Source organism: Kosakonia sp. Marseille-Q7440, assembly GCF_965119485.1.
The window spans coordinates 998,796-1,017,548 of the sequence record NZ_CBCPLT010000001.1; the positions used below are offsets into that span (position 1 = coordinate 998,796).

Sequence of the window (18,753 nt, forward strand, 5' to 3'; positions counted from 1 at the left end):
GGCCTACGTTTAAGGGCCATCGCCCCCTTACGGAGCGACCACTTCCTGCGCTGGCGTATTCGCCAGAATATTCAACATCGTGTTGGCAATCTCGCGCTCGCCCATCACCACCTGGTTTGCACCGCGTTCGCTGATGTAATCCACCTCATCGTCATAATGGGCGCGGGCGATAATCTCGATGTTCGGGCACTTCTCGCGCGCGGTGGCGACAATCTCACCCGCTTCATAGCCGTTCGGAATGGTCAACAGCAGCCAGCGGGCGCAATCCAGATGCGCCAGATTCATAATCTCTTCATTCGCCGCATTGCCCAGCACCGCGCGGATACCGCGCTCGCGCAGCTCATCCACCCGCGTGCGGGAGGTTTCAATCACCACCAGCGGAATGCCCTGGGCAATCAGCTTCTCGCCGAGCAGGCTGCCGACGCGGCCAAAGCCGACCAGCAGCGCATGGTTGCAGATATCAACGGCGATCTGCTTCTCATCCTCCGTCGCCTCTTCCAGCGTCTGCTCTTCCAGCGTCTCGGTCTTATCGAGATACTTCTCGAGAATGGTAAACAGGATTGGGTTGAGCATAATCGACAGGATCGCCCCTGCCAGCACCAGGTTTTGCCCCTCCTGCGGCAGCAAATCCAGCGCCATCCCCAGCCCTGCAAGAATAAAAGCGAACTCACCAATCTGCGCGAGGCTGGCGGCGATGGTTAATGCGGTACGCGGCGAGTGGCCAAACATGCGCACCAGCAGGAAAGCTGCCGCCGATTTACCAAAGACAATGATTGCCAGTGTTGCCAGCACCGCCAGCGGCTGATCGATAAGAATCAGCGGATCGAACAGCATGCCGACGGAGACGAAGAAGAGCACGGCAAAAGCGTCGCGCAGCGGCAGGGTGTCATGGGCCGCGCGGTGGCTTAACTCGGACTCATTAAGCACCATGCCGGCGAAGAAGGCACCGAGGGCGAAGGAGACATCAAACAGCTCAACCGCGCCGAAAGCGATACCGAGCGCCAGCGCCAGCACCGAAAGGGTAAAGAGTTCACGGGAGCCGGTTGCGGCGCTGCGCGCCATGATCCACGGCACCAGGCGGCGACCAACCAGCATCATAATGGCGATAAAGGCCACCACTTTACCGATGGTGATGCCCATATCCACCGCCAGCGAAGCAAGGCCGACATCGCCTTTTTCCATCATGCCCGCCACCGCCGGCAGCAGCACCAGCGTTAACACCATCACCAGGTCTTCAACGATCAGCCAGCCGATGGCAATCTGCCCGCGCTGGCTATCCACTAACTGTCGCTCCTCAAGGGCGCGCAGCAGCACCACGGTACTGGCGGTTGAGAGACAGAGACCAAAGACAATGCCGGTCATCAGCGACCAGCCAAGCCCGGCGGAGAGCGCCATACCCAGCAGCGTCGCGACGGCTATCTGTGCGATCGCGCCGGGAATGGCGATGGCCTTTACCGCCATCAAATCCTTCAGGGAGAAGTGCAGGCCGACGCCGAACATCAGCAGGATCACGCCCAGCTCTGCGAGTTCAGGTGCCAGTTTGGTGTCCGCCACAAAACCTGGCGTAAACGGCCCCGATAACACGCCCGCTAATAAGTAGCCCACCAGAGGGGAAATGCGCAGTTTGTTGGCAATCATGCCGAGGATAAAAGCGAGCACAAGCCCGCCGACAATGGTGGTAATAAGCGGTGTGGCGTGATGCATTCCGTCTCCTTTCGTTGATGCGTGGATCCCACGGTCGTCGACCGATAGCTGAGTTACAGTTTATGACAATTTTGCCGGTCGCGTTTGTTAATAATTGTTGAATTATGAAGAAAACAGCAATCTGGATGAAAAAAATGTCCAACCGGCTCTGCCATAACATAATTAAGGGCGCTGACGCAGATTTAAAGGATAAGCGGTTCATGAAAACAGGGCTTTCCCCGGGCAGAAAGGCAGGGAAGTCAGCGTGATGGTGAGCGAATATGGTGATCATCCTGTGCAAACAGGGGAAGATGCGCTTTCTGCCTGGTCATGCAATGCAACCGCGCATCGCTACGCTTGTTGCGCTCACGCGCCTGCAAGATTCGGGTTACACCGTTTTTGCGAAGAGTGAAGAAGCTGGCGGGAAATAGAAAATAACGCGCAATAAAAGCTGCCTATCAAAGTCACCAGAACTTATTTGTCTATTATTGACGAGCGCTGTATTTTCTCCTTTCACCAATGGGGTCAGGAAGAGAAGCATGAGCGTGTTAAAAAAGAGCATTACGCTGGGCCTGCTGGCGGCGATGGGCGCATTAAGCCTGCCGGCGCAGGCTTACGAGCAGGATAAAACCTATAACATCACCATCCTGCACACGAACGACCATCACGGCCACTTCTGGCGCAGCGAGTATGGCGAATATGGCCTCTCGGCGCAGAAGACGCTGGTGGACGGCATTCGTAAAGAGGTGGCGGCGCAGGGCGGCAGCGTGCTGCTGCTGTCAGGTGGCGACATCAATACCGGCGTCCCGGAGTCCGATTTGCAGGACGCCGAGCCCGATTTCCGCGGCATGAACCTTATTGGTTATGACGCAATGGCGGTCGGCAACCACGAGTTCGACAATCCGATGAGCGTCCTGCGCCAGCAGGAGAAGTGGGCGAAGTTCCCCTTCCTATCGGCCAATATCTACCAAAAGAGCACCAATCAGCGCCTCTTTAAGCCGTGGATGATCTTCAACCGTGAAGGGCTGAAAATTGCCGTCATCGGCCTGACCACCGACGACACGGCCAAAATCGGCAACCCGGAGTACTTCACCGATATCGAGTTCCGCAAACCGGCTGCCGAAGCGAAGCTGGTGATCGATGAACTGAATCAAAATGAAAAACCGGATGTGATTATCGCCACCACCCATATGGGCCACTACGACAACGGCGAGCATGGCTCCAACGCGCCGGGCGACGTCGAAATGGCACGCAGCCTGCCGAAAGGGGCGCTGGCGCTGATTGTGGGTGGTCACTCACAGGATCCGGTCTGCATGGCCTCCGAGAATAAAAAACAGGTCGATTATGTGCCCGGCACGCCGTGCGCACCGGATCAGCAAAACGGTACCTGGATTGTGCAGGCCCATGAGTGGGGCAAATACGTCGGTCGTGCGGATTTCCAGTTCCGTAACGGCGAGATGAAACTGGTGCGCTACCAGCTCATTCCGGTCAACCTGAAGAAGAAAGTGACCTACGACAACGGCAAGAGCGAACGCGTGCTCTACACGCCGGAAATTGCCGAAAACGCGCAGATGCTCTCGCTGCTGACGCCGTTCCAGAACAAAGGCAAAGCGCAATTGGGCGTGAAGATTGGCAGTACCACCGGCCGTCTTGAAGGGGATCGCAGCAAAGTGCGCTTTGTGCAGACCAACCTGGCGCGGGTTCTTCTCGCCGCGCAGATGGCGCGCACCGGCGCGGATCTGGCAGTGATGAGCGGCGGTGGTGTTCGCGACAGCATCGAAGCGGGCGATATCACCTATAAAGATGTGCTGAAAGTGCAGCCGTTCGGCAACACCGTGGCTTACGTTAATCTCAGCGGTAAAGAGCTGCTGGCTTACCTGACGGCGGTGGCGCAGATGAAGCCCGATTCCGGCGCCTACCCGCAGTTTGCCAACGTCAGTTTTGTGGCGAAAGGCGGCCAGCTGAGCGATGTGAAGATCAAAGGCGAACCGCTGGATGAGGCGAAAAGCTACCGTCTGGCAACGCTGAGCTTCAACGCCACCGGCGGTGATGGTTATCCGCGCCTGGATGATAAAGCCGGATATGTGAACACCGGCTTTATCGACGCTGAAGTGCTGAAAGAGTTCATCCAGAACAACTCACCGCTGGATGTGAATGCTTACGAACCGAAAGGCGAAGTGAGCTGGCAGTAACGCCTCACTCGCGGCGAGCGATATCGGCAAATTGCGCACCCAGCAGTTTCGCCAGATCGCTCGCCGCCAGTTCAATATCCAGCCCGCGCTTACCGCCAGAGATATAGATAGTGTCGAAGGTTTGTGCGGGCGCATCGATCAGCGTCGGCAGGCGCTTTTTCTGCCCGAGCGGGCTGATGCCGCCCACCAGATAGCCGGTGGTGCGCTGCGCCACCATTGGATCCGCCATATCGACTTTTTTCGCGCCCAGCGCTTTAGCGACCTTTTTCAAATCGAGCATCCCGGCCACCGGCGTCACCGCCACGGCCAGCTGCTTCATATCGCCGTTGACCGCCACCAGCAACGTTTTATAAACCCTGTCGGCATCCAGCCCCAGCTTGCGCACCACTTCATCGCCGAAGTTGGTTTCGTTAGGGTCGTGATCGTAGCTGTGGAGTTGAAAAGCGATGCCATTTTTTTCCAGTAACTTTACGGCGGGCGTCATAATAATCCTTCTTATCAAGCGGTTTCACGCCGTAAGCATACGCCTGCTTCCACCGGGGAAAATAGTAGCATCTTGCGCTAATGGGCCATTTTTTCCGCTAACAGTGCGGGAAGATTGCCGTCGCCATAGAGATGCAGCGCGCCTGCGGCCACCACATAGCGCCCCGGCGGCAGGCGGAACAGATAGTCGCACCATGCGCGGTTACGCTGATGCATCAGCACATCGTGCAGCGGCTGGCTGAAGGTTGAGGGAAGACTCAGGTTTTCATCACGCGGCGGGCTCTCCAGCCACCAGCTCATCATCACCTGTAACAGGCGCGCATTCTCATGCCAGTGGGTGAGGGTGTCCTGCAACAGTTCGCTACCGTCGTCCGGCAGCTGGCGCAAAATATCGAGCTGGCTGGTGGTGCCCTCCAGTTCCATGATCGCCACGTTAAAACGCTGTGCGGCTTGTAGCAGCTGGTAGTCAATGCCGTAGTCGGAACGCAGCCCGAGCCGCTGCGCCTGCGTTGCCTGTAACACCAGCGCGATGTGCCAGGCCGGGCGCGTCTCAAATGCCGCACGGCTTAACGACAGGCTCTCCAGCGTGCTCTCTAACGAAGCGAGCAGCGCCGGGCTGAGGCGGGTGTCGAGCGGGTCGGCGTCAGGAAGGTTAGCAAACGGCGAGTCGGAACCGGCGATATCCGCCTCGACAATCAGCGCATCGGCCTCGCGCACCTTTTGCAGCAGCGCGGCGGGCAGCGGCGCCATGCCGTGGGTGCCCATATGAATGCTGCCGACCAGGTGAAGATGCCGGTCACCGGGCAACTCAACGTCCAATGCAGGCCAGGGGTAGCGGCGCTGACGAAGCGCGAGAAGAAAAGCTTTCAATCGTTGAAACAGGCTCATACGCGCTTCCTGAGAGTAAAAAGGCATGCTAACGCGCGAAGCGGGAGGGTGTAAACCCCGCCGCAGATGGCGGCGGGGCGGGGCTTAGTCGCGCGGGGTAAAGCGCAGCAGGCGGTTGGCGTTACTCACTACGGTAATTGAGGAGAGCGCCATTGCCGCTCCGGCCACCACCGGGTTGAGCAGCGTGCCGGTCAGCGGCCAGAGAATCCCGGCGGCAATCGGGATGCCAAGCGAGTTATAGATAAACGCCCCGAGCAGGTTCTGTTTCATATTGCGCAGTGTGGCGTTGGCAATCGCCAGCGCATCGGCCACACCCATCAGGCTATGGCGCATCAGCGTGATCGCCGCCGTTTCAATCGCCACATCGCTGCCGCCGCCCATCGCAATACCGACATCAGCCTGCGCCAGCGCCGGGGCATCGTTGATGCCATCACCAATCATCGCTACCTGGCGACCCTGCTGCTGGAGCTGTTTGATCGCCTCGGCTTTGCCATCCGGCAGCACTCCGGCAATCACCTCATCGATGCCCGCCTCTTTGGCAATCGCATTTGCGGTGGTCGGGTTATCGCCGGTCAGCATCACCAGTCGGTAACCGGCGCGGTGCAGGCGTTGCAGTGCCTGCACGCTGTCGTCACGCAGCGGATCGCGAATGGCGAACAGCGCCCGCGCTTTGCCCTCTACTGCCAGCAGCACTGGCGTCGCGCCACGGCTGGCATGCGCGGCGATCTCCTCATCCAGCGCGCGCGTATCGATCTGCTGTTCCGCCAGCAGCGCCTGGTTGCCGAGCAGCACGCGCTGCCCGTCAATCTCGCCGCTGACCCCCAGCCCGCGCAGAGTGCGGAACTGCTTCACTTCCGGCAGCGCATCACTTGCGGCTTTTTCCACAATCGCATGCGCCAGCGGGTGGCTGGAGCCCTGCTCAAGCGCCGCCGCCAGACGCAGGGCGCTCGTTTCATCCCCCTCCAGCGCGGTGATGCTCACCACTTCCGGTTTGCCGCGCGTCAGGGTGCCGGTTTTATCAAACACCAGCGTATCGAGGGTGCTGGCGCGTTGCAGCGCATCGGCATCGCGTACCAGCACGCCAAACTCAGCCGCACGCCCGACGCCGGAGATAATCGACATCGGCGTCGCCAGCCCGAGCGCGCAGGGGCAGGCGATAATCAGCACGGTTGTAGCGATCACCAGCGTATAGACAATCTGCGGTGCCGGGCCGAACAGATACCAGATGGCACCGCTCAGCAGGGCGATGGCGACGACCACCGGAACGAACACTGCTGAAATACGGTCAGCGAGCTGGCCAATCTCCGGTTTACTGCTCTGCGCCTGGCGCACCATGCGGATAATGCGCGACAGCGTGGTGTGGCTGCCCACGGCGCTGGCGGTAAAGAGGACGCTGCCATCCTGCACCACGGTGCCAGCGTGGATCGTCTCGCCCGCGCCTTTTTGCTGCGGCACCGGCTCGCCGGTCAGCATTGCTTCATCAAACCACCCCTCGCCGTCGCGGATCTCACCATCCACCGGCACGCGATCGCCGGTGGTCAGGCGCAGCGTCATGTCCGGCTGCACTTCGGCCAGCGGGAGGTTTTTTTCGCCCTCAGGGGTGACCACCCGCGCCGTTGGCGGGGTTAAATCGAGCAGGCGCTCCAGCGCTTTTGACGAGCGCTGGCGGGCGCGCGCTTCCAGCATATGGCCAAGGTTAATCAGACCGATAATCATCGCGCTGGCTTCGTAATAGAGGTGGCGGGCTTCCATCGGAAACCACTGCGGCCAGATATTGACGCTCATCGAGTAGAGCCAGGCCGCGCCAGTACCAAGGGCAACCAGCGTGTCCATCGTCGCGGTGCCGTTACGCAGGCTTTTCCATGCGCTGGTGTAGAAGTGCCCACCGGCAAACACCATCACTGCCAGCGTGAGCATGCCAATGCCGAGCCACAGCGAGCGGTTAGCCTCGGTAACCATCATATTGTCGCCGATCATCCCCCACAGCATGATCGGCACGCCGACCAGCAGGGCGACAATCGCCTGCCAGCGAAAGCGCTTCAGGGTAGCGAGCGCCGTCTCCTGCTGGCGCTCGCGCCGCTTGATATCATCTTCAATCGCTTCCGCGCCGTAGCCCGCCTGCTCAACGGCGCTGACCAATTCTGCGGCGGGCGCGCTGCCCATCACCAGCGCAGTACGCTCCGCCAGGTTTACCCGTGCCTGCGTGACGCCCGGAACCGCCTGTAAGGCTTTTTGTACCCGGGAGACACAGCTGGCGCAGCTCATGCCGTTGATCAACAGTTGCTGGCTGTCATCAAGATCGTGTGCTGCCGGAAGCTCTGGAGTGGCCGCTGTCAGTGCTTCCGACGGGAGTGATGACTCTGCCAGCGGTTTAGCCTTTGGGTGGCTGACGCTCGCGCCGTATCCGGCCTCTTCGACAGTCGCGATGAGCGCTTCGGCGCTGGCGCTGCCCGTTACATGGGCATGCTCGATAGTGACATCGGCCGCCTCAACGTCGGGGCGCTTTTCCAGGCTCTCTTTTACACGTTTAACGCAATGGCCGCAGGTGAGGCCATCCAGGTTTAGCTCTATGGTTTGAGACATACGCGTTCTCCTCAGGGATGAGACGTTTGATAACACGTAACAAGCTTAAACCTTCCCGCGAGGGGAAGGTCAAGTTCAGGGCCACACAAAATAGCTCACACGGCAAAAAACGCCGTCAGAAATAAAAAACCCCGCATTGAGCGGGGTCTGGCATCATTTGGCGGTTAATACTCAGCCATATTTACGCGCGAATTCTTCGTCGGAATTACACAGGTAAATAATAAATTCGATAAAGGAGATGATTGCCGGAATACAGGTCCAGAAGAACAGCAGATAAAGAATGCCCTGTCCCGGTTTACCTAAATAGAATTTGTGCGCGCCGAAGCCGCCAAGGAAGAAGGCGAACAGCGCAGCGGAGATGCGGCTTTTCTTGCCAGCAGTGCTCTGCGGCGCGCCGCAGCTCGGACATGCAACCGCTTCTTTATGTATCTCCTTTCCGCAACCGCGGCAAAAAGCCATATCACTCATAAACAACTCCTGTGTGTCGAACTTTTATCATTATTTGAAAATCCCGCGCTATGGTATAGCGAAGCGGCGGATCGGCAAATAGAAATATTTGCAACATGTATATATTTGTTTTGCGGTACCGCAAGGATTAATATCATTCTCCAGCCTCATAACAGGCGTCGCACTATTTGCCGTGTGTAAATAATGGGGAAGATGATGAATATCAGCGATGTGGCAAAAAAGACCGGTTTAACCAGTAAAGCGATCCGTTTTTATGAGCAGAAGGGGCTGGTGACGCCGCCGCTGCGCGGTGAAAACGGCTATCGCAGCTACAACCAGCAGCACCTCAATGAGCTGACGCTGCTGCGCCAGGCGCGCCAGGTAGGGTTTAACCTCGAAGAGTGCGGCGAGCTGGTGAATCTGTTTAACGATCCCGCCCGCCACAGCGCGGATGTAAAAGCCCGCACGTTACAGAAAGTGGCCGAGATCGAGCGCCATATCAGCGAATTGCAGGTGATGCGCACCCAGTTGCTGACGCTGGCGGAAGCCTGCCCCGGCGACGAGGGATCCGATTGCCCGATTATGGACAACCTTTCTGGCTGCTGTCATCACCGCGCGAAGGGTTAAGCAGAAAGGTCACCGTACCGCGATACCAGCGCGAGGCGGCAAGCTTCGCAATCTCTTGCTCATCGCAAATCCCGCCCGGCACGACGCCCAGTTTAAACGGAATGCGCAGACCGGCCAGCGCTGGCAGATAATCGGTAAAATTCGCCACCGTGCGGCGTCCCTGATAGCTCTGCACCACCAGTTCATCCACCGGCAAGGCATTCAGCGTGGCAACGCTGCCGGTTTTCGCCCAGTCCAGCAGCCCGGTTACTCCCAGCGCATAGTGCGCGGGCAGCGTGTGCCGCAGCCGTTGCAGAAAGCGGGCGTACTCATCGAGCCGCCAGGTGGCGGCATCGAAATCGATCTGCAAGCCAATAACCTCGTTTCCCGCCGCCTGCCAGCGCGCCAGCAGGCTGTTGAGGCGCAGCAGCAGCGTATCCGGCACATCGAGGGTGGCAAAGCGCACCGTTAACCAGATGCGCGGAAAGACCAGCCGGTTAACGGGTAGCCCTTTGCGCTCAAACACCGTTTTACCGCCGTGGATCACCACCTCGCCCTGATGGAGATAGACCACGTCGGCCTGGCGCAGCGCCTCGCCCGGGCGCACGCCGGACCAGAGCCAGAACGCCTGCTCCTGCCCCTTCGCAGGGCTTAATGAAGCGAGCAGGGCAGCAAGCGCGATTACCAGTAGTAGCGGAGTTCGTTGGCCCATACGCTTCCGGGGTAACGGCTCTTCAGTTGCTGGAACCAGGCTTTGCGCACCGATTTCTCCACGTCCTCGCCGCCGCAATCGTTATAGCCCGACGGGGCATAACACATTACCGCGCGGTAGAGGGCATAGCTCTTATCTTCCGGCTCCGCTTTCGGGTTGTTGATCACCTGCTGATAGGCGGCCAGCCGCTGCGGCACGCCAGGCAGCGCTTTAGTGGCGGTGGCACCGTCGAGGGCATCATTGCCGCCGAGTTCGACGCCCAACGAGACTCTCGCCTGCGTAGTGCGGAAGAATTCGCCGAGGCAGTTCAGCGCATGCCCATCCGTTGGCGTTTTGCTCAGCATAGTGACGGTCTTATCCAGCGCGGCACAGGTGTAGCGGCTTGTCTCATCGCTGCCTTGCCAGTTAAAGACGTTCAGATCCACATCCGAGAAGGCCTCGTCTTTCACCGGTGGCGTAATGGCGGCAATCAGCTTTTTATCCTGTAACCAGTCGGCGTAGTTTCCGGCGGTCAAATCGCGCATCAGCAAGGTGTGCAGGGCGATCGTGCGCTCTTCGCTGTTCGGCCCGTTTTGTGCCTGCTCAAGCAGCAGCGGGCGCGAGGCTTTGGTTTTCAGCACCAGCGAGCGAAAGCGCAGGTTAGTGACCCGGCTCTTCGCTGCGAAGATCTCATCGACTTTTTCACTGGCCACCAGCGTGGCGGCCAGTTTGGCCTGCAACAACTGCTGCTGTTCGACGTCACGGCTTAAATCGAGCAGGCGCAGCCAGTGGCTTTGCGCCTCCGGCCAGGCTTTTTGCGCCATCAGCGCATCGCCATACAGCACCTGTTCGCTGAAGGCGAGAACGTCATGCTCCGCCAGCGCTTTTGCCGGTGTGATACCGCTGACCACCGCAGCGTAATCCTGCGAGCTGTAAGCCAGTTGCAGACGAAGGTAGTTCCATAACGCGCCGCGCTGGTTGTTGTCGAACTCCGCTTTATGGCTCTCAAGCCAGGCGTTATCGATACAGGGCGTGTTTTCACGGCAGGGCGATTCGCGCATCCAGCGCAGGGCGGCAATAAAGGTCATCAGCGAGGCATTCGGCACGCTGACAAACGCATCGCCTCCCCAGCTAACATCCTTACTCAGCAACTTGTTGTCGCTCTCATTGATCAGCGTCACCAGCGCATCGCCGCTGGTGGCGGCTGAGAGCGCGTTTTCATAGCGCACCGCGAGGCTGTCCCACTGCTGAAGATACCAGTCAATACGGCGCAGCATCCCCTGAGTCGAGGCGGCATAGCGCCCCTGCGGCCACTGCTTGAGGTAACTTTCCGCCGCGCTTCGCGCCTGCTCAGCGTGGGGCTTATCAATTTTCGCAACGTCAAAATCGCCATACTCGCCGTTGGCGTTTTCGCTGCTGGCGTTAAGCGCATTACGCATCAGCATGTAACTCGCCGTTTCGGCAAGCCACGGCTGCGCGCTCTTTGTCAGCGAAGTGAAAAGCGGTTCGGCGGCGGCATAATCACCGGCATAGAAGCTATTGGCGGCCTGAAGATAGGTGCGAAAACCCGCCGCGGCTGAATTCTCCGGGAAGGAGAGGGCGCTGATCGCCTCTATACTCTGCGAAGATTCATTAGCAGCGATACGTGCGGTCGCCAGCGCCTGGCGCTGTGGCGCGGTCAGGGATTTATCCTCAAGCAGAGCGGCGAAGAAGGCGGAGAGCGTCTCGTTGTTTTGTGAGACAAAGCGGGTTTCACCGTCGTTGCCCGCCTCATCAACCTCTGTAGAGGTGGTTTGCGCTTCGCTGCCGTCGGCAATCAGGCGCAGCAGGGCAGGCGGCAGCGTGTTGTCGCTCGCGATGCCCAGCGCGCTCATCTGCTTGCGCAGCGTGGCGGCAAGCGTTGAGGCTTCTGTCGCAGCGGCAGGCGGCGCGTCATCGTGATGCACGCCGAAGTACACGTTGCGGCTGCGGGTAACATCTGCCGGCATCGGCTGGCGCAGCGGATAGAGTCCTTTGCTGTCGCCCAGCAGGCGCAGCAGGTTGTCGCGGGTATCGGTATGGATGGCGATAACCGGCGGCGTGGAGAGGTAGCAGCCGGGGCTGCCCCATGTGCAATCATCAATATCGGAAGAGGCCAGCGCGGGTGCGCTGGCGCCAAGCGCGAGCAGGATGCCCAGCGCGAGCTGTTTTTGCGGGCCCATAGCCGGGATCCTTGGGTTAAGTTAATCGCTTACGGGAGTGATACGCAGCGTAATACCTTCAATGGCGATGACCTCGACGCGCGTACCGGCGGCGAGATCGGTATCGGCGCAGACCGGCCATGAGCTGTCGCCCACGCGCATATGTCCGCGACTGTTGACCAGCGCATTATCGAGCGTGAAACGGCGACCGAGCAGCTGTTGCCCGCGCAGGTTAAGCGAGGCGTCGGCGGGGTTTTGCTGTTTTACGCGTTTTGACAACCACAGCCACCACAGCCAGGCGGCCAGCAGCGTCAGCAGGGCAAACAGCACCCCCTGCCACTCCCAGCTAAACGGGATGACCCACGCCAGCAAACCGGTGGCGACGGCCGCAATGCCGCTCCATAACAGATAGCCGTTGCCGCCGAGCATTTCGGCGGCGAGCAGCAGCCCACCCAGCGTCAGCCAGGCGAGGTAGGTATGTTCAAGCAGCAGTTCGGCGATCATTTTTTACGCTCGTTGGCGCTATCTTTCACCAACTCAGCAATACCGCCAATGGCACCCAGCAGGCTGCTGGCATCCAGCGGCATCATCACCACTTTGCTGTTGTTGGCAGAGCCAATCTGTTGCAGCGCTTCGGTATATTTCTGCGCCACAAAGTAGTTCACCGCCTGGATATCGCCGGAGGCGATCGCTTCAGAAACCATCTGCGTGGCGCGGGCTTCTGCTTCCGCCGAACGCTCACGCGCTTCTGCCTGCAGGAAGGCTGACTGACGTTCACCTTCAGCTTTCAGGATCTGCGACTGTTTATCCCCTTCGGCTTTCAGGATCTCCGCCTGGCGGATCCCTTCGGCTTCAAGGATATAGGCGCGTTTGGTACGTTCCGCCTTCATCTGCGCGTTCATCGAGGAGACCAGTTCTGCTGGCGGGCGCACGTCGCGGATCTCGATACGCGTTACCTTAATGCCCCACGGGTTGGTGGCTTCATCGACAATGTGCAGCAGGCGGGTGTTGATGCTGTCACGCTGCGAGAGCATCTCATCCAGCTCCATCGAGCCGAGCACGGTACGGATGTTGGTCATGGTCAGGTTGACGATCGCCAGCTCCAGATTGCTCACCTCATAGGCGGCGCGTGGCGCGTCGATGACCTGAATAAAGCAGACGGCGTCAATGGTGACGTTGGCGTTATCTTTGGAGATGATCTCCTGGGAAGGGATGTCGAGCACCTGCTCCATCATATTGATCTTACGACCAATGCGATCCATAAACGGCACGACAAGGCTAAGACCCGGTTGCAGTGTGCGGGTAAAGCGGCCAAAGCGTTCCACGGTCCACTGGAAGCCCTGGGGGACAATTTTTACACCGGAAAAGACAATAACCAGCGCGACGACGATGAGAACGATAATGACGATTGGCATCAAAAAAAACCTCCTGTTTAATTTGATGCCATCTTAGCCCGAATTGGCGACGAAAGCAGCCCGATCGCCAAATTTAGCAGGGTGATCAGTAAAGCAGCGAGTAGAGCTGACGACGGTATTTTGACGCCAGCGCATCGCCGGTGCCGAGCGCGGCGAGGATCTCTTGCAGCGTTTTGCGCGCATCGCCGTTAGCCGCACCGAGATCTTTACGCAGGTGGTTAAACAGCAGCTCCAGCGCCTCTTCGTTACGCCCGACCTGATGCAGTTGCAAAGCCAGCTGGGTTGCCAGCGCCGCGTCCTCCGGGTTGTCAGCAACCTGCTGTTGCAGCTGCTGGATTTCCGGCGTATCGGCCGCTTTGCGCAGCAGATCGATCTGCGCGATCAGCCCCTGATAGCGGGTGTCCTGATCCTGCAACGGGACGGCTTTCAGCACCGTTTCCGCTTCGTCGGCGCGGTTTAACACAATCAGCGTTTCCGCCAGCAGGAAGCCGATTTCGCTCTGCTGGTTAGAGAGCTGCCACGCCTCTTTCAGCAGCGGCAGCGCTTCTGTGTGGTTGCCTGCCTGCATCAGTTCCATCGCCTGCTGCGCTTTTAGTTCTTCTTCGCGCGGCAGCACTTTGTCGAGCAGGGCGCGGATCGCCTCTTCCGGCTGCGGACCCTGGAAACCATCGACCGGCTGGCCGTTCTGGAAGAGATAGACCGTTGGAATGGCGCGCAGGCCAAACTGCGAAGCGACCATCTGCTCGGCATCGCAATCCACTTTCGCCAGAATAAACTGCCCGTTGTACTGCGCGGCCAGCGTTTCCAGGACCGGCGTCAATTGCAGACAGTGTTGGCTGCGCTCGGACCAGAAATAGAACAGCACCGGGGTCGCAACGGACTGTTCCAGCACCTGTTGCAGGTTCGCTTCGGTAATATTGACGATATTCTGTACGGACATGGCAGTTTCTCTGTTTAAACAAGTAAGAATGAGATGGGGACGCGACACGCGCCTTCAACTCATCCGTGCAAAATTTTATCCATCATGCGCGCGGGGAGCAGCCGTTTCAGCAGGCTGACCGCCCAGGTCACCAGCGTGACGGGGTAGCGCAATTTCGGCCGTTTACTCTCAAAAGCATGGCGCACTTTGGCGACAACCGCCTCCGGGCCGAGGGTAAAGCGTGCGGCGATGCCGGGGTTTTCGACAGGTTTATCGCGCTGCGTCTGGTTGACGTTATCGGTAAAACGCGTGCGGATGGGGCCAGGCTCAATCAGGCTCACTTTAATGCCGGTGTGGCGCAGCTCCATGCGCAGCGCATCGGACCAGGCTTCCAGCGCATATTTACTTGCGGCATAAGCACCGCGACCGGGCGTGGAGATCAGGCCCATCACCGACGAGGTCATCACAATGCGCCCTTCGCCGTGCGGCAACATGGCCGGGAGCAGGCGCAGCGTGAGCTGGTGAGTGCCGAAAAAGTTGCTGGAAAACTGCTGCTCCAACTGTTCACGGCTGATGGCGTCAAGGGATCCGTAGACGCCGTAACCGGCGTTATTGAAGAGGCCATAGAGGCGATTGCCGGTCAGGGCGATCACCTCGTCTGCGGCGCGATCCACGCTCGCTGCGTCATCAAGATCGAGCAAAACGCCGGTGAATCCCTCCTGATCCATCCGCGCCACATCATCGGCTTTGCGGCAGGCCGCCAGCACGCGAAACCCCTGACGCTTTAGCTCGCGCGCGCTCTCCAGACCAATACCGCTGGAACATCCTGTTATTAAGACCGTTTTTTGCATAACTTTACCTGGGGACGCGCCTGAATATTCAGGAGGCGTGATTAACTAAAGGAGCCAGTCGCGTGGCCATCCAGTCGGCAATAAACGGCTGGGCATCGCGATTGGGGTGAATACCATCATCCTGCATCCACTGCGGTTTCAGATAGACTTCTTCCATAAAAAAGGGCAGCAGAGGAACATCCAGCTCGCTGGCGAGCTTCGGGTAAATGGCACCAAAGGCCTCAGTATAACGACGACCGTAGTTGGCGGGCAGCCGTATTTGCATCAGCAGCGGCTTTGCATCGGCCGCTTTTACCGTCTGGATAATCTGGCGCAGCGTCTGTTCCGTTTGCTGCGGCGGAAAACCGCGCAGGCCGTCATTGCCGCCGAGTTCGACCAGCACCCAGCGCGGTTTATGCTCTTTTAACAGCGCGGGCAGGCGCGCCAGGCCCTGCTGAGAGGTGTCGCCGCTGATGCTGGCGTTCACCACCACAGGCTGCTGCTGCCACTTGTTATTGAGCAGCGCAGGCCAGGCCGCCGTTGCCGCCATCCGATAGCCCGCACTCAGGCTGTCGCCAAGAATCAGTAGCGTGTCCGCCGCCGCGGCGCGAAAGGTTAACAAAAGCAAAAACAGGAAGGGCAAATGCCAGCGGAAAACATTGTTGAAGTTCATCATCTTAAGAAGTCCGTCGGTCAGGGGGAGCAGGAGCTTTCAATCCTTACCGGAGTTGAGCTGGTTGTCAAACCAGCTGAAACCATCGCGCTGATTGGCGAGTCCGGTTCCGGGAAGTCGACGCTGCTCGCCATTCTCGCCGGGCTGGATGATGGCAGCAGCGGCGAAGTGCATCTGCTCGGCAAACCGTTACACAAAATGGACGAAGAGGCGCGCGCGCAACTACGTGCGCAGAATGTCGGGTTTGTTTTTCAATCCTTCATGCTGATCCCGACCCTTAACGCGCTGGAAAACGTGGAACTGCCTGCGCTGTTGCGCGGCGAGAAGAGCAGCGAAAGCCGCAGTAGCGCTAAAGCTTTACTCGAGGAGTTGGGGCTGGGCAAACGCCTCGACCATCTCCCGGCACAGCTCTCCGGCGGCGAGCAGCAGCGCGTGGCGCTGGCCCGCGCCTTCAATGGTCGCCCGGCAGTGCTCTTCGCCGATGAGCCGACCGGTAACCTCGATCGACAGACGGGCGACAAAATCGCCGATCTGCTCTTCTCGATGAATCAACACTACGGCACTACGCTACTGCTGGTGACCCATGACGCGCAGCTGGCGGCGCGCTGTGACAGACGCCTGCGGCTGGTCAACGGCGAACTGCGGGAGGAAGCATGATTGCCCGCTGGTTCTGGCGCGAATGGCGCTCGCCGTCGCTGCTGATTGTCTGGATGGCGCTGAGCCTCGCGGTGGCCTGTGTGCTGGCGCTCGGCACCATCGGCGATCGCATGGAGAAGGGCTTAAGCCAGCAGAGCCGCGATTTTATGGCAGGCGACCGCGCCCTGCGCAGCTCGCGTGAAATTCCCCCTGGCTGGCTGGAGGAGGCGCGTAAAAGCGGCCTGCAAGTGAGTGAGCAGGTGAGCTTCAGCACCATGACGTTTGCTGGTGATACGCCGCAGCTGGCGAGTGTGAAAGCGGTGGATAATCGCTACCCGCTCTATGGCGAGCTGGAGACGCAGCCCGCCGGGCTGAAGCCGCAGCCGGGCACGGCGCTGCTCGCTCCGCGCCTGATGGCGCTGCTGAATGTGAAACCGGGCGACACGATTGAGGTCGGCGACGCTACGCTGCGCATCGCTGGCGAAGTGACGCAGGAGCCCGATTCCGGTTTTAACCCCTTCCAGATGGCACCGCGCCTGCTGATGAACAGCGCCGATGTGGCAAAAACCGGGGCCGTTTTGCCGGGCAGCCGCGTCAGCTGGCGGGTGAAGTTTGCCGGTACACCCGCGCAGTTAGAGAAGTATGAGACGTGGCTGCTGCCGCAGCTTGGCGCGGATCAGCGCTGGTACGGGCTGGAGCAGGATGACGGCGCGCTGGGCAAATCCTTACAGCGTTCGCAGCAGTTCTTGCTGCTATCGGCGCTGCTGACGCTGCTGCTGGCGGTCGCCGCCGTTGCAGTGGCGATGAGCCACTACTGCCGCAGCCGCTACGATCTGGTGGCGATTCTGAAAACCCTCGGTGCCGGTCGCGCACAGTTGCAAAAGCTGATTGTCGGCCAGTGGGCGCTGCTGCTTGGGCTGGCGGTGATCACCGGCGGCGCGCTGGGGCTGCTGTTTGAAAAGGTGCTGATGCTCCTTCTCAAACCGGTGTTGCCCGCTGCGCTGCCGCCCGCAAGCTACTGGCCGTGGCTGTGGGCCATTGGCGCAATCGTGGTGATCTCGCTGCTGGTGGGGCTGCGTCCCTATCGTCTGCTGCTGGCGACGCAGCCGCTGCGGGTGTTGCGCCGCGATGCGGTGGCAAATGTCTGGCCGCTTAAGATCTATCTTCCGGCGGTCGCGATTATCACCGTGCTGCTGCTCGCCTGGCTGATGGGCGGCAGCATGCTGCTGTGGGCGGTGCTGGCGGGGGCGGTGGTGCTGGCAATGCTCTGCGGCGTGGTCGGCTGGCTGCTGCTCAATGTGCTGAAGCGCCTGACTCTGAAAGCGCTGCCGCTGCGTCTGGCGGTGAATCGCTTGCTGCGCCAGCCGTGGTCGACGCTGAGCCAGCTGTCGGCCTTCTCCCTCTCGTTTATGTTACTGGCGATGCTGCTGGTGCTGCGCGGCGACCTGCTCGATCGCTGGCAGCAGCAGTTACCGGCCGAAAGCCCGAACTACTTTCTGATTAACATCGCTCCGGAGCAGATCGCACCGCTGAAAACCTTCCTTGCTGAGCATCAGGTGATCCCGGCGGCGTTCTACCCGATTGTGCGGGCGAGGATGACGCAGATTAACGGCCAGTCGACGGAGGGCAACGCCGACGAGGCGCTGAACCGCGAACTTAACCTCACCTGGCAGCAGCAGCGGCCGGATCACAACCCGCTGACCGCAGGCAGCTGGCCGCCAAAAGCGGGCGAAGTGTCGGTGGAGGAGGGGCTGGCTGAGCGGCTTGGTCTGAAGCTGGGCGACACGGTGACTTTTACTGGCGATACGCAGGCGTTCAGCGCAAAGATCTCCAGCCTGCGTAAGGTGGACTGGGAGAGCCTGCGGCCCAACTTCTTCTTTATCTTCCCGCCGGGCGCGCTCGATGGGCAGCCGCAAAGCTGGCTGACCAGCTTCCGGCTGGAGGGGAACAACGGCATGTTAACGCAGCTTAACCGCGCCTTCCCGACCATCAGCCTGCTTGATGTTGGCGCGATTTTAAAACAGGTCGGCCAGGTGCTGGAGCAGGTGAGCCGGGCGCTGGAAGTGATGGTGGTGCTGGTTACCGCCTGCGGCGTGTTACTGCTGCTGGCGCAGGTGCAGGTTGGTATGCGTCAGCGTCACCAGGAGCTGGTGGTCTACCGCACGCTGGGGGCGGGCAAACGGCTGCTGCGCACCACCTTGTGGTGTGAGTTTGCGCTGCTGGGGCTGGTCTCCGGGCTGGTCGCCGCCATCGGCGCGGAAACGGCGCTGGCGCTGCTGCAAACTCGCGTGTTTGACTTCCCGTGGCAGCCCGACTGGCGGCTGTGGATCACGCTGCCGCTCTGCGGCGCACTGCTGCTCTCCCTGTGCGGCGGGTGGTTAGGTAGCCGGTTATTAAAAGGCAAAGCGCTGTTTCGTCAATTTAGTGGTTAATCCTGCCTGAAAAAGCGGCACCGATAATTCAATCGGTGTCGCGCTGTTTCAACGTGTAAACAATTAATCGATAGTTGTTTAGTAGCACAAAACAT

The 18,753-nt window shown here is 59.7% G+C and carries 16 protein-coding genes; 4 read left to right on the forward strand and 12 right to left on the reverse strand.

The genetic code is table 11. The features are described from left to right. Nucleotides 1-27 precede the first annotated feature (27 nt). Nucleotides 28-1,704, reverse strand: coding sequence for a YbaL family putative K(+) efflux transporter (gene ybaL, locus ACWPW2_RS04465; protein ID WP_454121747.1), 1,677 nt, complete (start codon nucleotides 1,702-1,704; stop codon nucleotides 28-30). A 518-nt stretch (nucleotides 1,705-2,222) separates the two neighbouring features. On the opposite strand from ybaL, the gene ushA reads away from it, so the two are divergent. After that, nucleotides 2,223-3,875 (forward strand): bifunctional UDP-sugar hydrolase/5'-nucleotidase UshA, encoded by a 1,653-nt coding sequence (gene ushA / locus ACWPW2_RS04470; RefSeq protein ID WP_023479061.1) that lies wholly within the window; start codon nucleotides 2,223-2,225, stop codon nucleotides 3,873-3,875. A 4-nt stretch (nucleotides 3,876-3,879) separates the two neighbouring features. Here ushA and ybaK read toward each other — a convergent pair whose 3' ends face one another. The 4 genes from ybaK to ACWPW2_RS04490 all read right to left on the reverse strand — a co-directional run bounded on the left by ybaK (nucleotide 3,880) and on the right by ACWPW2_RS04490 (nucleotide 8,297). Beyond that, nucleotides 3,880-4,359, reverse strand: a complete 480-nt coding sequence (ybaK, locus tag ACWPW2_RS04475) for a Cys-tRNA(Pro)/Cys-tRNA(Cys) deacylase YbaK (protein WP_023479038.1) — start codon at nucleotides 4,357-4,359, stop codon at nucleotides 3,880-3,882. A gap of 77 nt (nucleotides 4,360-4,436) precedes the next feature. Continuing rightward, nucleotides 4,437-5,246, reverse strand: coding sequence for a TraB/GumN family protein (locus ACWPW2_RS04480; protein WP_454121748.1), 810 nt, complete (start codon nucleotides 5,244-5,246; stop codon nucleotides 4,437-4,439). Between the two features lie 84 nt (nucleotides 5,247-5,330). After that, nucleotides 5,331-7,829: a copper-exporting P-type ATPase CopA gene (gene copA / locus ACWPW2_RS04485; protein WP_454121749.1), complete on the reverse strand. Its 2,499-nt coding sequence runs from the start codon at nucleotides 7,827-7,829 to the stop codon at nucleotides 5,331-5,333. Between the two features lie 171 nt (nucleotides 7,830-8,000). Continuing rightward, nucleotides 8,001-8,297: a TM2 domain-containing protein gene (locus ACWPW2_RS04490; protein ID WP_023479055.1), complete on the reverse strand. Its 297-nt coding sequence runs from the start codon at nucleotides 8,295-8,297 to the stop codon at nucleotides 8,001-8,003. Between the two features lie 195 nt (nucleotides 8,298-8,492). On the opposite strand from ACWPW2_RS04490, the gene cueR reads away from it, so the two are divergent. Next, complete coding sequence (cueR, locus tag ACWPW2_RS04495) at nucleotides 8,493-8,903, forward strand: Cu(I)-responsive transcriptional regulator (protein WP_454123581.1); 411 nt, start codon at nucleotides 8,493-8,495, stop codon at nucleotides 8,901-8,903. Here the strand turns inward: cueR and ACWPW2_RS04500 are convergent. The 7 genes from ACWPW2_RS04500 to tesA all read right to left on the reverse strand — a co-directional run bounded on the left by ACWPW2_RS04500 (nucleotide 8,857) and on the right by tesA (nucleotide 15,590). Then, nucleotides 8,857-9,594: a DUF3142 domain-containing protein gene (locus ACWPW2_RS04500; RefSeq protein ID WP_454121750.1), complete on the reverse strand. Its 738-nt coding sequence runs from the start codon at nucleotides 9,592-9,594 to the stop codon at nucleotides 8,857-8,859. The genes cueR and ACWPW2_RS04500 overlap by 47 nt on opposite strands. Beyond that, on the reverse strand, nucleotides 9,564-11,774 hold the full coding sequence (locus ACWPW2_RS04505; RefSeq protein ID WP_454121751.1) for a hypothetical protein: 2,211 nt from the start codon (nucleotides 11,772-11,774) through the stop codon (nucleotides 9,564-9,566). Before ACWPW2_RS04505 ends, ACWPW2_RS04500 begins: the two co-directional genes overlap by 31 nt. Nucleotides 11,775-11,795: 21 nt before the next feature. After that, complete coding sequence (locus ACWPW2_RS04510) at nucleotides 11,796-12,257, reverse strand: NfeD family protein (RefSeq protein ID WP_094192980.1); 462 nt, start codon at nucleotides 12,255-12,257, stop codon at nucleotides 11,796-11,798. Further along, nucleotides 12,254-13,168 (reverse strand): SPFH domain-containing protein, encoded by a 915-nt coding sequence (locus ACWPW2_RS04515; RefSeq protein WP_023479088.1) that lies wholly within the window; start codon nucleotides 13,166-13,168, stop codon nucleotides 12,254-12,256. The genes ACWPW2_RS04510 and ACWPW2_RS04515 overlap by 4 nt, the downstream gene beginning before the upstream one ends. Nucleotides 13,169-13,253: 85 nt before the next feature. Continuing rightward, the gene (locus ACWPW2_RS04520; protein WP_124969323.1) at nucleotides 13,254-14,108 is read right to left on the reverse strand and encodes a thioredoxin family protein; all 855 of its coding nucleotides are present in this window, start codon (nucleotides 14,106-14,108) and stop codon (nucleotides 13,254-13,256) included. 59 nt (nucleotides 14,109-14,167) lie between these two features. Then, a complete protein-coding gene (locus tag ACWPW2_RS04525) occupies nucleotides 14,168-14,938 on the reverse strand; it encodes an SDR family oxidoreductase (RefSeq protein ID WP_023479062.1) in 771 nt (256 codons plus the stop codon). A gap of 28 nt (nucleotides 14,939-14,966) precedes the next feature. Beyond that, nucleotides 14,967-15,590 carry a multifunctional acyl-CoA thioesterase I/protease I/lysophospholipase L1 gene (tesA, locus tag ACWPW2_RS04530; protein ID WP_454123583.1) on the reverse strand — a complete coding sequence of 208 codons (624 nt, stop codon included), beginning with the start codon at nucleotides 15,588-15,590 and terminating at the stop codon, nucleotides 14,967-14,969. Between tesA and ybbA the strand changes: the two genes are divergently transcribed. Both ybbA and ybbP read left to right on the forward strand, forming a co-directional pair. Continuing rightward, complete coding sequence (ybbA, locus tag ACWPW2_RS04535; protein WP_023479090.1) at nucleotides 15,561-16,247, forward strand: putative ABC transporter ATP-binding protein YbbA; 687 nt, start codon at nucleotides 15,561-15,563, stop codon at nucleotides 16,245-16,247. The two genes, tesA and ybbA, sit on opposite strands and share 30 nt — an antisense overlap. Continuing rightward, a complete protein-coding gene (gene ybbP / locus ACWPW2_RS04540; RefSeq protein WP_454121752.1) occupies nucleotides 16,244-18,658 on the forward strand; it encodes a putative ABC transporter permease subunit YbbP in 2,415 nt (804 codons plus the stop codon). The genes ybbA and ybbP overlap by 4 nt, the downstream gene beginning before the upstream one ends. The last annotated feature ends 95 nt before the right edge of the window (nucleotides 18,659-18,753 follow it).